The following is a 14,606-nucleotide window of genomic DNA, read 5'->3' as shown; positions in this document are numbered from 1 at the left end:
ATGAAGAAGGTTGTATCATCTGATACAACCTTCGTTTTTTATTCAATCATCCTACCATACTCAGTCTATTTTAATCCCTTCTTTAATCTCGTCGTTGGCATGTAATATCACCTTTTCTCCGGGCAACAAACTACCAAATACCTCCGTGGAATCACTGTGACGATTGCCTTCCTGCACGTCTATCCAACGGGTCTGTCCCTCTCTGACCACAACTACATATTTTTTCTCTGTAGAGGTTACAACAGCGCTCGCCGGTACCACCATTGCCTGAACAGAACCTGTCACCGGAATAGAGATATCTGCATACATACCCGGCTTCAGCTGATGTTGGTTATTGACCACATCGACCTCTACCGCCTCTGAACGGTAACGGTCACTTAAAGATCCCGCCTGTCGGCTGATATTGCCGGTAAAAGACTTACCCGGCAACGCATTTACATGAAAACTCACCTGTCTGCTGGCAGATAATTGTGCACTATAAACCTCCGGTACCTGTACCACCAGACGCAGCCGGTCTTCCTGTTCCAACATGAGCATCGGACCGCCATCCACACGGGTACCCGGCCCCACCAGTGCTCCGGGATGAACATTTCTTTCGGTGATTACTCCGTCAAAAGGCGCTGTCACTGTCAGGTAACTACGCGTCGCTTCCAGTGCGCGGAAATTGGCCAGTTCGCTGTTCATAATAGCACTGTCCGCCTCCATACGGGCACTCGCTACTTCCACATCATGTGCGGAAATAGTACCCGGTGTCTCACTTACCGCAAGTGTACGCTGAAAGTTGTCTTTTGATGCCGCAAATACCGCCTTGGCCTGCAGATACTTCGACTGTGCCGCAAAATACTGTTCTATGATCTCCGGCGCCTCCAGCGTGATCAGCACCTGACCTTTACGCACAGCACTACCACGGTCTACATTGACCGTCTTTACAAATCCGTTCACCCTCGGATAGATGCTTACCTTCTGATAGGCCTCCAATACGGCGGGCAACTGTATGCTGGAAGATAAAGGCTCTTTTACGACGGAAACCAGTTCATATCTTTTTCCCTTACTGTCTTTTGCAGCATTGGTTTTCTTTTTAGGCTTTTCCTGATGACAGGCCGTAAATAGCACGCCTGACAATGTTATAATGAAGACATATTTATACATGAATATTAGCAGTTTTAGGTTCATCGATCTTGTTTTCGGGCATCAGTGAAGGATCCTCATAAGATGCTTTACGCTGCACAGCAGCATATACCAGCGGTAATATCAGCAGGGCGGCAACAGTAGAGGCTATCAGTCCGCCGATCACAGCACGGCCCAGTGGCGCCGTCTGATCGCCTGATTCACCCATACCGGTGGCCATGGGGATCATACCCGCAATCATCGCCAGACTGGTCATCAGAATGGGCCTTAAACGTAATCCGGCACTGGCAATGGCCGCTTTATACGCGTCTTTATATTCCAGCCGGAGCTTCTCCGCATTGGTCACAATAAGGATCGCATTAGCCACAGAAACCCCCGTTGACATGATCATCCCCATATAGGATTGCAGGTTAAGCGTAGCGCCTGTCGCCAATAACATCAACAGCGCACCGGCAATTACCGCGGGAACGGTCACCAGCACCACAAAACTCACTTTAAAGGACTGGTAGTTGGCCGCCAGCAACAGGAATATCACGATGATCGCCAGTAAGAGACCGTTTTGTAAACTACCGAGTGTTTCTGTCAGCAGACTGGAACTACCCTTGATCTCCACCTTCAGACCTCTCGGCGGATCCCCCATCTCACGGATGGCGTCGGCTACCACCTTCGTCGCGGCGCCCAGATCTTTGCCTTTGATATTGGCACTCACGGTCACAAAACGTCTTGTGCCTGCCCGGTCAAATTCTCCCGGCATTTCGCTGTTGGAGAAAGTCGCTACGTCACCCAATACCGGTCTTGCCTGTCCTTTTACCAGCGGTATCTCTTTCAGATCGTTGATCGTCTGCATGATATATTCCGGTATCTGTACCTGCACCTGATAAGTATAGGCTACTTTCTCATCCAGCCACTGGTTCTTCTCCGTAAAACGGCTGGAAGAAGTGGACGCAGTTACCGAACGGGCCACCTGATACATATTCAGTCCCATCTGCGCCACTTTAAAACGATCGATATTGATATTGATCACGGGATAATGCAGTGGCTGCGCAATCTGCACGTCTCTCAGGAAGTCTACGTCCCCGAGTTTATCCACCAGCTGACTGGCATAACCTTCTATCTGCCGCATGTCTTTTCCGGCAACTCTGACCTCAATAGGTGTTGCTGCCCCTTGCGCCATGATTTTTTCGGTCATATCAACCGGTTCGAAGCTCACCCTCATTTCGGGCATATGTGCCTTTATAACGTCCCGTAATTGATCTTTCAGCTCTTCTATGTCTACCTTGTAGTCCTCATTCAGATTTACCTGTAATACCGCTTCGTGCGTACCACTGTTAAAAATGTACAGGTTACTGGTACCATAACTGCTGGGAATTAATCCCACATAGCCTGAACTGATCGCCACATTACCATTCGTAGTACTATCGATCAGCTGCAATACCTGATGCACTTTCTCTTCCGTCCTTTCCAGACGGGTACCATCGGGTTGCTTTAAACGCAGCTGGAACTGACCGGTATTGACGTGAGGCATCAGGTCCTTCCCGATCGTCATAAAAGCAAGTCCTGCCGCACCAAAGGCGATGATGATATATACTCCGATCACCAGCCGGGAACGTTTTCCCAGCCATTCAACCAGTGATACAAAACGCCTTTTGAACCGTTCGAAACCACCATCATGGTGATGGTTATGCTGCGTAAATTTCCCTTCCTTCAACCACCAGTTCGCCAATACAGGTACCAGCGACTGTGCCGCGAAATAAGAAGCGATCATCGCAAAACCGATAGACAATGACAAAGGCAGGAACATGGCTTTGGGCACCCCTGACATGATCAGCGAAGGCGCAAATACAGCCAGAATACACAATAAGATCAGCAACAACGGAAAAGCGATTTCCTCACTCGCTTCATAGATCGCCTGTCGTTTCGGCTTCCCCATTTCCAGATGCTGGTGTATATTTTCAATCGTCACCGTAGCCTGATCGACCAATACCCCGATCGCGAGTGCCAGTCCGCTGAGGGTCATCAGATTGATGGTTTGTCCCGCCAGTTGCAAGCCCAATACTGCTGCCAGAATGGCGATAGGAATCGTGATCACTACTACCAGACAACTTCTCAGGTCCTTCAGGAACAACAGTACCATCAGACCGGTCAGCAGCGCACCTAATAAGCCTTCTGTCATCAAGCTTTTTACTGCATTGATCACAAATACAGACTGGTCAAATTCATAGGTTACCTGTACGTCTTCCGGCAATAAGCTCTGCATCTCAGGTAATCTTGCCTTCAGCTGTTTTACCACATCCCATGTAGACGCATCGGCCGTTTTTACCACCGGAATGTATACAGAACGTTTACCATTCACCAACGCATAATCCACGGTCACATCGGCAGCATCAGATACTCTCGCCACATCTTTGATAAACACAGTAGAATTACCATTCGTCGTAATAGGAATTTCACCGAAATCCTGCACTTCCTTTTCCAGCGAGTTGATCGTAGTGACATACATGGTGTTATTAATACGGATATTACCGGAGGGCGTCATCACGTTATTTTTGGCGATCGCTTCCACTACCTCATCGGCATTCATGTTGTAACTACGTAGCCTATTAGGATCCACATTCACGATAACAGAACGGGAGTTAGCTCCAAACGGCGGCGGGGCGGACAGTCCCGGCACAGATCCGAACATGGGTCTGACACGGGTATTGGCCAGATCGTAAATATCTTTCAGTGAACGGTTCGGGCAACTAAACACCAATTGTCCTACCGGTAACGAAGACGCATCAAAACGTACCACCTGTGGTGGCAGTGCCCCCGGAGGAAAGAATTTCATGGCCCTGTTTACCTGTAAGGCCACCTGCGCAGACGCTTCGGCCATATTGGTATTCTCGTAGAAAGAGAGCTTGATCATGGTCAGGCCCTGTATGTTCTTGCTGCTGATGTTTTTGATCCCGTTTACATACAGGAACTGGTCCTGCAGACGGGTCGCAAAGAAACCTTCCATCTGCTGCGGCGACATACCACCATAGGGTTCTATGACGTAGATCGTCGGCAGATTGAGCTTCGGGAAGATATCGATAGGAATATTAAAAACTGCCAGCAATGAAAAAAGGAACATGCCGAGGGTCAGTACGACTACGGACAAGGGCTTTTTCAGTGCACTGGTAACTAATGACATAATAATCGGTTTTTGATGTTATTGCACACGGGACTGTTCCAGTTGTTGTACCAGTTCCTGTATTGCATTCGCGGCAAAAGCCTGCGTAAAAAGCGCCTGCCAGGCAGCATTGCGTGTCTGTACGAGATCGGTTTCTGCTCTGTTTAACAGATACAGGGCATTCGTCACCTCAATAATATTGGTCAGTCCCCCTTTGTACAGCGCCATCTTCTGTAAAGCGGCAGCCCTCGCAGCATTTAGCTGAGCGGGCATCTCCTGTAGTTTGTCCAGCGCAGTATGGATATTCAGTTTCGCCTGACGCAGACTATTATCCAGCACCAGCTGTGTGGCTTCCAGTTGCTCCGCGGCAGCGCGGGTCTTTAAAGTCTGTTCCCGCATTTTATCTTTCGTATGACCGATATCTGCGAGATTGTAAGTCAATGCCACGCCTGTGAGATAGTTATAACGCTTGAAACCGAATCCGTTCAGCAGGTTCTTACCATAGATATCATTGAATTCACCACTGGAACCACGCATCCAACCCGAAGCCAGAATGGAGACCTTTGGTAAAGCTGCCTTACGGATCACTTCTCCATGTTTCTCCTGCTGTAACAGCAAACCGTTATAATACTGTAATACAGGATGGGAGGCCGCTACGGAAGAAGTATCTGCTGTACCGGCCAGCAATGACAGCAGCCCGGTATTGTACAGCGTATCCGGACGGATAGCGCTGGTGTCAAGCCCTGTGAGCATACTCATATGCATCCGCACACTGTTATAGCTGTTTTGTATGTCGATGTAGTTTAGTCTTGCTTTGGATAATTCAGCTGCTGCCACAGAGCTGTCCACGCCCGGCTTTAAGCCGTGCAGTACAATCGCTGTAACCGCTCTTTGCACAGAACGTGTACGTTCTATATTGTCCTCCTGAATTTTCATGAGTGCCCGGTATTGCAGCATACCGAGGTAGTCACGCACGACAGCCACCGTCAGGTCATTTGCTGTAATATCAGCATCCAGACCGGCTACTTTCTGTTGCTGTACAGCCTCCTCCTTCTGGGTGCGGTAAGCGCCGAAATTGTAGACTTCCCATTGCACCTGCGCCAACGCAATGTTGCCGCTCATCACATCACTGCGATTTGACTCCCGGATACCACCTGATGTAGAAGGGATGGTACCTAATGGAAAATAAGATCCATAAATGCCATTATCAGTGCCAACAGTCGCTTCTTCCACGAGTTTTACGGAAGGCCACCAGTTATGGCTGACGTCTGTTGTATGAGCAACGCCTGCCTGTGATAATGTCTGTTTCGCTTTCAAAGACGGATAATGTTGAAGGGTCAGCGCAATCGCCTTTTCCAAAGGCAGATGTTCCCCTTCCGTCTGTGCACGGACATGCGATGACAGGCCTGTCAGCAGACATAGCCATATCACCCACATCCCTGCAGCATGTTTCATACTCATAACTGACAGAATGTGTTAAACCGGCCACAGGCAATCGCCTGCAGCATTAATAAGAAAATGTTTGAAAAAATGGAGAGATCAGGCTATAGGAGGCCCACGCCAGTCACTGAGGTTGACAGCAACGCTGATATAAGATTCTTTATATCCTTTGTACTGTGGCTGGATATAGATCAGTATCGTTTTGATACGGATGCTGGAGACGAACAGACATAACTCGTGGAAATCATTCAGCGCCCTTGTACGGTGGTTATATTTATGCGGACTACTGGTGATGGAATAACTGTCGGTGACATGATCCTTATTAGCGTCTGCGTGAACCGTGTTGGCGCTGGTCGGCCGTAAAACAGTGTGAGAAGTGTAGGATGTAAAAGGGCTCTCTCCCTGCAATGCAGGCAGCAGGAAGATACAGGAAATAAAAAGTAAAAGCCTTTTGAGCTGTTTCAAGTTGAGACCCATTTATACACATGCAAGATATTTAAACAAATTTATAATACATAGCCTCCTGTCATGTTTTAAGGGAATTATAATCTTGTGTCCGATTCCACATTACGGGGTTCAGTATATTTGCGGTATGAACTGCCTTATTATAGACGACAACAAGCTGGCGCGTACCGCCATGAAACAACTGGTCAGCCATGTGGATCAACTTCAGGTAGCCGGTGAATGCGCCAGTGCCATAGAGGCATATAATATGCTGCAGAAAGAAAAGATAGACCTGCTCCTGCTGGATATTGAAATGCCGGGCATGAATGGTCTGGAACTGACGCGTAACATAGGGAAGAATGGTCCCGTGATTATCTTTACCACCGCAAAGAAAGACTATGCCGTAGAGGCATTTGAACTACACGTAGCGGATTATCTTATTAAACCCGTCACACCTGCCCGTTTTATACAGGCGATCGAAAGAGCGAAAGAATTACAGCAGGCGGGCACAAAGGAAGTACATGACACGGATAACGAATTTATCTTCATCCGGGACAGCGGTATCTTAAAACGTGTCAAGCTCGATGATATACTTTATCTGGAGGCAATGGGAGATTATGTGAAATTACATACCGCCCAGAAATTTCATGCTGTGCATTCTACTCTGAAAGCAATCGAAGAACGTCTGCCCACCCCACGGTTTATGAGAGTACACCGTTCTTATATCGTGGCGTTGGACAAGATCGATTCAATAGAAGATGGCGCTATTGTGATCGCCAAAAATTCAGTGCCGGTAGCAGATGCTTATCGCGCAGCACTGAATAGTAAACTGAATCTTTTATAGGAATTTTCTTAAAGGAGACTGACTAATAACAGATGCCTGAATATTGTCTATGTATATCAGGTATCCTCCCGCCGTGTTATCACAGTCCGTCTGAAAATAATCAGGCAGTCAATTAATTCTTAATTGAACCAAGTGTCTTTTCCAGATAGTCAGTCAGACGATTGATTGCTGTAGCCGCAATACTGATCTGTTCTTCCGCTTCTTTCCATCTGCGCTGTTCGATCGCTTCACGGATACCCGGCATTGTCTTCACACCATATCCGGTATAAAATCCCGGCGCATAGATCACGTGTTTATACCACGCTCTGTTGGGCAGGCCTTCCTCATGTAGTAATTGCTGTTCCGCCTGATACAGGGCTTTGTTCAGCGCCTCAAGTTTAGCTACCTGTACTTGTCCTTTTTTGGCATCCTGTATATGCTGTGCTGCTTTATCCAATGCAACCAGTGCATTCTGCAGCTTCGAAAAGTCGATATAAGGTACTTCTGACTTAGCGGCAGGTGCCTTCAGTGGCTTCGTAACATCTCCTGCCAGTTGATAGGCATTATTACTGATCACCTGATTTTCTACAGCCGTTGTTTCTCTCATCTGTTCAGTCAGGGAAAGCAGGTCGGTAGTATATCCATTGATTGTTTTGGAAAGGCTGCGGAAATCAAAAGGTAATACGTCGGCATCTGCCAGTCTTAAAGCGGCATGTCCTGCCAGACGGGACAAGGCTACGCCATATTCAAATCCCGGATCTTTAAAACGGGAATAATTCTCATAAGTGTCATAGATAGAATGGTATTCACCACCGGCTCCTTCTCCGCCGAAACCTACATTAAGGGATGGAATACCCAGATGTTGCAGGAAAGAAGAATAATCAGAGCCTGAACCCAGCGCACTGATGGTCATGTCTTTCTTTGCCAGTATATCTTTTTTAGCTTTAGTGGTAGCAGCAGATACCAGATCAGACGCCTGTTTTCTTTCGAAGATGCTGACTTTCGTCTGCGGATCAGTAATACTTTTTGCAATCTCACCCATAAAAGGTTCCAGTGCATGCGAACCTCCTACGCCAAGAAATCCACGGCTGTTGCCATCAGAGTTAATATATGCCACTGCCTTTTGTTGCAATTCGGCAGCATGTGCTTCCACCCATTCAGTCGAACCCAGCAGCCCCGGTTCCTCTCCATCCCAGGCAGCATACACCAGCGTTCTTTTCGGTTTGTAACCGTTTCTGGCCAGTTCGCCGATAGCTTTTGCCTCCTCCAGCAGAGAGGACAGACCACTGATCGGATCTGCGGCACCATATACCCACGCATCATGGTGATTACCTCTGATCACCCATTGGTCCGGAAACTGACTGCCTTTCATCATCGCAATCACATTATATGCCGGTACCATTTTCCAGTCAAATTCCAGTTTCAGGTGCACTTTCGCTTTACCCGGTCCGATATGATAGGTAAATGGCAAGGCACCTCTCCAGCCTTCAGGAGCTACCGGACCTTCCAATGCCTCAAGCAGAGGAGCAGCATCATGGTAGCTGATCGGCAATACCGGTATCTTCAAAAGATTGGTGGCAGCAGCTCTTTCCAGTCTTTGGGCATTTTCCGTCGCTCCTACGCCAGGTGTCAACGGATCGCCCGGATATATCACCATATCCATAATAGAGCCTCTTTGGACCCCATATTCGCTTTTATAAGGACCTACCGGGTAGACATCCCCCTGATAGTACCCATCATCTTTCGGATCTGAATAGATCAGGGTACCGATTGCACCATGTTCCTGCGCTACTTTTGGTTTGATGCCTCTCCACGAACGACCGTATTTGGCAATGACGATCTTCCCTTTTACATCGATACCCAGTCTTTCGAGGTATTCATAATCTTCCGGCAGACCATAATTCACAAACACCAATTCCCCTGTTACATCACCATCGGCACTCCAGGCATTGTAAGTAGGTAGTTCATCCGGCTGACCGGTACTCGCGTCCTCTTTCAGAGCAGGCTCCTTCAACACGGCTTTGTACCCTGCCGGATAGCTGGCTTCCAGTACCCTTGTTTTCGGTGTGGGAAACAGTACCTGATAAGTTTCGATATGAGCATCCCAGCCATAACTTTTGAATTGTTGCAGGATATTTTCGGCCACCCATTTATCCCGGGGCATGCCCAGATAATGTTGTCTGGCCGACAGCGTCTTGATATTATTACCAATAGCGGCAGCGCTTAGTCCTTTGTCGAAACGGGCTTCCAGATCCTGTTGCTGTTGTGCATGTTCACTGCTGAAACCACTCAGCTTTTGTTGTGCATAGGCGCTGTGTAGTGACAAAAACAGGGTAATACTGCAGGCAGTTGTCTTCAGATTCATTGTAAAAAGAGGATTTTTTTTGGTCGAGATAGGCGGTGGCGAACAAATATAACATATCCCGACGACAGTTCGTCCTTTTCCACCGATGACTCATGCCTGTTAACCCAAATGCGCCCGGACACAGTTCCGCGGCGTCTTATCTTTGAGTCAGCAAATCAAACAAAGGCAGTCGTGCTGAGAACAACAACAGAAAAGGACAACAAAAAAACACAAGCACAATAACAGTACGATTGCCGATGCAAAATGCTAAAAAGGACTACTAATTATAAACTAGTTAATCACAAACAAAACATTCAGTCATGAAAAAGTTAGGAATAATGATGGCAGCTGCCATGATCTTCGCTGGTACCGCAACCTTCGCTGCTACTCCGGTTCACGCCGCAAAAGCTAAAGCTACTACTACACATGCTACAGTAAAACCTGCAGCAACTAAAGCTACAACTGTTAACGCTAAACAGGAACCGTCCAAACCAGCAGCTGCGCCTCACGCAAAGAAAGCGCACAAGAAACATCACGCAAAGAAAGCTGCTAAATAAGCAGGCTGTCTATAAATAGGATTTTGGTTCAAAATTTTCGAATGACGGGTGACGAATGCAACACATTCGTGATTCGTCATTCGCATTGTGAGAAAATCATCATCCCCTGATCACTGTACAATGGCGCCAACCAGATACCTTCTCCCCGAAAGAGAAATACACTGTACAAATTCGTAATTTTAACAAAACACCGCAGAGCACTATGCAGCCAAAGCTGATTAAATATTACCTGCTGGGCCTGTTCGTAATAGGCCTCGTACTATTCATAGTGCTGCAATTCAACTCAGCTCAGAACATCCGTAAGCTCATTTCCGGCAACGAAAAGCTGCTGGATGAACTAAACGTCAAGAATGAACTGCAGAAACTGCAGACCAATATAGCCAAAACCGATAGCAAAGTACGTGGCACCGTTATTTCTCAGGACACCCTCAATATTACCGGTATTGAAGCTGAAGTAGCCGTTATCAAAGCAGATCTGGGTGAAATCAATAAACTGGTCCTGAATGACAGTACTGAAAAACTCCTCACTCAGCTCAACTACCTCGTAGACGAGAAAAATAACTTCAACATAGCCGTACTGGATAGCTTTTACCTGAAAGGGAAATGGTCCGCCGAAAGGATGATCAATGCCCAGAAAGGGAAACGCCTTGGCGAAGCAATCAATGTGATATTACACGCGCTGGACAGTACCCGGCAGACGGAAGTAAACAGGACGACACATCTTATAGACACCAGCGGACAAAAAGCATTAAACTGGGGCACGATCATGCTCTTTTTTGCCTGTTTATCCAGTCTGCTGTCTTTCCTCTATATCACCAGCCGTATTTATAAGCAGGAACAGCTCATAGAAGCGCTCGACCATTCGCAGCGACAGGAAAAGAAACTCACCGTCGTGAAAGACCAGTTCCTTGCTAATATGAGTCATGAGATCAGGACACCCATGAACGCCGTACTGGGTTTCACTCATCTGCTGCAACAACAACCCCTTAATGAGAAATCAAAGGAATATGTAGCTTCTATTCAGCATGCCGGCGAAAACCTGCTGGATATCATCAACGATATACTCGACATCTCTAAAATAGAATCAGGCATGATGCGCCTTGAACCGGTATCATTTAGTCTCAGGGGAATGATGCATTCCCTTCAGCTGATGTTCCAGCCCAAAGCACAGGAGAAATCACTGGATCTGAGTGTCCAGATAGACGCCGGCGTGCCCGACATCCTCTATGGAGACGTCATGCGGCTGACACAGGTGCTTGTCAACCTGATCAACAATGCTATCAAATTCACCCCACAGGGACGCGTGAATGTCAGGGTCTCACCTGTAAGCGGGAATGAGTCCGGTGTGCGCCTGCTGTTCACCGTCTCTGATACAGGCATTGGCATCTCACAAAATAAACTGTCTACCATATTTGACCGTTTCAATCAGGCAGAAGCGGATATTACCCGTAAATACGGCGGTACCGGATTAGGACTCACCATCGTAAAACAACTGGTAGAATTGCAACATGGCACTATCAAAGTGGAAAGCGAGCCCGGAAAAGGCAGCACCTTCCTCGTAGAACTCCCCTATACACAGGGTGAACTGCTGGCTGAAGGCACAGAACATTCCGGCTATTCACAAGAACACTTTACCCTGCCCCAACAACCGGATATACGTCTGCTGGTAGCGGAAGACAATCGCATGAACCAAAACCTGCTGCGCCACCTGCTGGGGAACAGACAATTGCATTATCAGCTGGTCAGTAACGGACAGGAAGCCCTGAATACCTTGTCAAAACAACATTTTGACCTGATCCTGATGGATATCCAGATGCCGGAAATGGACGGTTATACCGCTACCAGAAAGATACGGGAAGAATTACACTCCAATATTCCAATCGTGGCCATGACCGCACACGCGATGGCAGGAGAAAGAGAGAAATGCCTGCAAGCCGGTATGAATGAATACCTCTCAAAACCGATACGGGAAGAAGAACTCTATCGGATGATACAGGTCTTTACGGGTAAAAGCAGTACACCGGAACATTATGCACACCAACATAACGGATATCCTGCCAACGGAGAATCCTCCCTTGTACAAATGGAGTATCTGCAGCAGCTTTCCCGCGGAGATAAAGCTTTCGAACAGAATATGCTGACGCAATTCGTTACGCAGCTGCCAGAAGATCTTTCGATGCTCAAAAAGGCAATTGATGAGGAAGCAGCTACGGATATACGTCGCACCGCACATACGCTTAAAACAACTATTTCCTTTATCGGACTGGAAACACATCTCTACCCGATACTGGAATCACTTGAACGTGTGGAACTTAACTACGACAAAGCATTGGTAACTGATCAGTTTAACACCCTGAAACGCTTGTGTATACAGGCTTTGCAGGAAACTCTGCAATTACTTTTTTAACTCCGACTCCCGATTGAGGCTTTTCAACGACACTTAGCCCCTTTTCACCGAAACCGCCCGATACGCGCTCATTCCAGCTGTACCTTTACTTCAGTAATTGAAAACAATTCATCTCTCAAACACATTTTTAAAACTTACGATCATGAACATCAAAAAAGGTCTTATTGTAGCAGCGGTATTTATGAGTGTTAGCGCTATCACTTTCGCACAAACTCCAGCTGCGAAACCTGCTAAAAAAGAAAAAGCTAAAACTGAGAAACCAGCTGCTGATACAACAGCTAAAGCGCATAAAGCACATCACGCTGCTGCTAAAAAAGCTGCTTAATTCTTTCAATCAGGAATTAAGAATCAGGAATTGCTTAGCCTTGCGTTTAAATAGAAAGCCTCTCTACATAAGTACAGTGAACAATTCTTGATTTTTATTCCTGATTAATAATAAATCGGCTGCCCGGTCATATCGGGCAGCCGATTTATTATTGCGTTTTTCTGGACACACCCCTTCCCTGAAAGCCTCTCCACTAAGTGAGACTCACCAGTTCTTCATCCTAAATTTTAATGCTTAATTTAATACAGCGTCCTGTCTCCTTTGATCTGCCAATCCCTGAACACCGCAGCAGCGGCTTCAGAAGGAAACGCTATAAAAGGGATCTTCTTGTCAGAGTGTGGTACCTGTATCTCCCGGTAGATAAATGAGTCATCAAAATCAATGGCTGCGGCATCATCCTTTGTATTGGCAAAATACACGCGTTGGGGTCTGGCCCAGTAAATAGCCCCCAGGCACATCGGGCAGGGTTCACAGGATGTAAATATCTCACAATCGTGCAGCTGGAAAGTATTCAGATTGGCACAGGCATCCCTGATAGCCACGACTTCTGCATGTGCCGTGGGATCATTGAATGTCAATACCTGATTCCAGCCACGTCCTACGATCTCTTCTCCCCGTACAACAATAGCGCCGAAAGGACCTCCGTCCCCTTTTTCCATTCCCTCGCGGGAAAGGTCCACCGCCATCTGCATAAACCGTTTTTCTCTTTCTCCGATCATAAATGTTGCTTTGTACCAAAAATACACAAAATTGACGCGCCGCGTGTGCAGGGATAATACTGCTTGTATGATGGAGACCTGTAAGGCGGAAACTGCTGCAAAACAATCTATCAGGTAAAGCGGACATAAAGAAGAAACCTGATGAAGGCGCACCCTATATAAGAATGCTGTTTCATCAGGTTCATAACCGGGCAAGACCCGGTCAATTATTTTAAAGCGCTTTTTATTTAATGCGGTGACACAACTTTCAACCCAATGATGGAACCGATCAGGGTCGCTATAAATAGTACTCTCAGGAAGGTAGCCGGTTCCTTAAACACCAGAATACCTACTAATACAGTCCCTACGGCACCGATTCCTGTCCATACCGCATAGGCGGTACCCAACGGTAAGGTCTGGGTGGCCTTCATCAGCGTATACATGCTGAGTATCAGACAGACCGCAAAACACGTATACCAGAAATAAACAGCATTGCCTGCCGCTTCTTTTGCTTTCCCTAAGCTAAAAGTAAATCCTACTTCGAATAGTCCTCCGATTATCAGAATGATCCAGTTCATAGTCCTTTTTGTTTCAGGGCAAAATTAGACAGTGTAAGGACGCATGGACTTTACAAATGTTAAATAATTAGCCTTTTTCAGCCCTGATCCGGCTTAAACTGACCGCCGATATGCCAAGATAAGAGGCGATATGACCGAGGGGAACACGCTGCAGCAAAGCTGGGTTTTCCTCCATAAATTCCCTGTAACGTTCGCTGGCACTGCCAATCTGCAATTTGATCAGCCTGTTTTCAGTTTTGATGATCTCTTTTTCGGCAAACTTCCTGCCCCAATTAGCAATATTGATATCCTCCCGGTATAGCACCTGAAGTCTGCCGGCATCCATCTGGTAGAGTTCACAATCTTCCAGCAGTTCTATATGCTCGTACCCGGGCTTCTGTTCAACGTAACTACGCATTGATACCACGGCGTCTCCTTCCTGACCGAACCAGAATGTCACATTCCGGTCGCGTTTTTCAGAAAATGCCCGGGCAATGCCTTGTTTGATGAAATAAACCTGATCCTCAATCCTTCCTGCACGTAACAATAAGTGCCCCCGGGGGTAACTTTTTTGTTCAGCGATCCGCTCTAACAGGACGGATGATTCCACCGGAAGCGGATAGATATTATTCAGGATTTGTTGAAGCGTCATTAAATACAATTGGTTATAAAGATAGGAAAGATCATTATGATCGGATTTGCATAAAAAAACCCGGATAAAGAATTACCCGG

Annotated in this window: 12 protein-coding genes; 4 read left to right on the top strand and 8 right to left on the bottom strand. The window is 47.0% G+C overall.

Annotation, left to right across the window (positions count from 1 at the left end):
- Positions 1–60: 60 nt before the first annotated feature.
- The 4 genes from FEF09_RS15600 to FEF09_RS15585 form a co-directional block, all read right to left on the bottom strand.
- A complete protein-coding gene (locus FEF09_RS15600; RefSeq protein ID WP_186774365.1) occupies positions 61–1,149 on the bottom strand; it encodes an efflux RND transporter periplasmic adaptor subunit in 1,089 nt (362 codons plus the stop codon).
- Positions 1,142–4,300 (bottom strand): efflux RND transporter permease subunit, encoded by a 3,159-nt coding sequence (locus FEF09_RS15595; RefSeq protein WP_146305980.1) that lies wholly within the window; start codon positions 4,298–4,300, stop codon positions 1,142–1,144. The genes FEF09_RS15600 and FEF09_RS15595 overlap by 8 nt, the downstream gene beginning before the upstream one ends.
- Positions 4,301–4,318: 18 nt before the next feature.
- On the bottom strand, positions 4,319–5,740 hold the full coding sequence (locus FEF09_RS15590) for a TolC family protein (RefSeq protein WP_146305979.1): 1,422 nt from the start codon (positions 5,738–5,740) through the stop codon (positions 4,319–4,321).
- A 78-nt stretch (positions 5,741–5,818) separates the two neighbouring features.
- Positions 5,819–6,184 carry a hypothetical protein gene (locus FEF09_RS15585; protein WP_146305978.1) on the bottom strand — a complete coding sequence of 122 codons (366 nt, stop codon included), beginning with the start codon at positions 6,182–6,184 and terminating at the stop codon, positions 5,819–5,821.
- A 127-nt stretch (positions 6,185–6,311) separates the two neighbouring features.
- On the opposite strand from FEF09_RS15585, the gene FEF09_RS15580 reads away from it, so the two are divergent.
- The gene (locus tag FEF09_RS15580) at positions 6,312–7,007 is read left to right on the top strand and encodes a LytR/AlgR family response regulator transcription factor (protein ID WP_146305977.1); all 696 of its coding nucleotides are present in this window, start codon (positions 6,312–6,314) and stop codon (positions 7,005–7,007) included.
- 112 nt (positions 7,008–7,119) lie between these two features.
- On the opposite strand, the gene FEF09_RS15575 is transcribed toward FEF09_RS15580, so the two are convergent.
- A complete protein-coding gene (locus tag FEF09_RS15575; RefSeq protein ID WP_146305976.1) occupies positions 7,120–9,351 on the bottom strand; it encodes a transferrin receptor-like dimerization domain-containing protein in 2,232 nt (743 codons plus the stop codon).
- Between the two features lie 299 nt (positions 9,352–9,650).
- Here FEF09_RS15575 and FEF09_RS15570 point away from each other — a divergent pair, with 299 nt between their 5' ends.
- From FEF09_RS15570 to FEF09_RS15560, 3 genes are all read left to right on the top strand, one after another.
- Positions 9,651–9,887, top strand: coding sequence for a signal peptidase (locus FEF09_RS15570; RefSeq protein ID WP_146305975.1), 237 nt, complete (start codon positions 9,651–9,653; stop codon positions 9,885–9,887).
- A gap of 202 nt (positions 9,888–10,089) precedes the next feature.
- Positions 10,090–12,294 (top strand): hybrid sensor histidine kinase/response regulator, encoded by a 2,205-nt coding sequence (locus FEF09_RS15565; protein ID WP_146305974.1) that lies wholly within the window; start codon positions 10,090–10,092, stop codon positions 12,292–12,294.
- Positions 12,295–12,436: 142 nt separating this feature from the next.
- Positions 12,437–12,619 carry a hypothetical protein gene (locus FEF09_RS15560; RefSeq protein WP_146305973.1) on the top strand — a complete coding sequence of 61 codons (183 nt, stop codon included), beginning with the start codon at positions 12,437–12,439 and terminating at the stop codon, positions 12,617–12,619.
- Positions 12,620–12,858: 239 nt separating this feature from the next.
- Here the strand turns inward: FEF09_RS15560 and FEF09_RS15555 are convergent, their stop codons facing one another.
- From FEF09_RS15555 to FEF09_RS15545, 3 genes are all read right to left on the bottom strand, one after another.
- On the bottom strand, positions 12,859–13,338 hold the full coding sequence (locus FEF09_RS15555; RefSeq protein ID WP_146305972.1) for a nucleoside deaminase: 480 nt from the start codon (positions 13,336–13,338) through the stop codon (positions 12,859–12,861).
- Between the two features lie 227 nt (positions 13,339–13,565).
- Complete coding sequence (locus FEF09_RS15550; RefSeq protein ID WP_146305971.1) at positions 13,566–13,895, bottom strand: DMT family transporter; 330 nt, start codon at positions 13,893–13,895, stop codon at positions 13,566–13,568.
- A 67-nt stretch (positions 13,896–13,962) separates the two neighbouring features.
- Positions 13,963–14,526: a Crp/Fnr family transcriptional regulator gene (locus tag FEF09_RS15545; RefSeq protein ID WP_146305970.1), complete on the bottom strand. Its 564-nt coding sequence runs from the start codon at positions 14,524–14,526 to the stop codon at positions 13,963–13,965.
- Positions 14,527–14,606 lie beyond the last annotated feature (80 nt).

Origin of the sequence: Chitinophaga pinensis, assembly GCF_007896845.1 — a bacterium.
Classification (GTDB): Bacteria; Bacteroidota; Bacteroidia; order Chitinophagales; family Chitinophagaceae; genus Chitinophaga; species Chitinophaga pinensis_C.
Note: the sequence above shows the minus strand (reverse complement) of the source record. Positions and strands in the feature narration are given on the sequence as shown.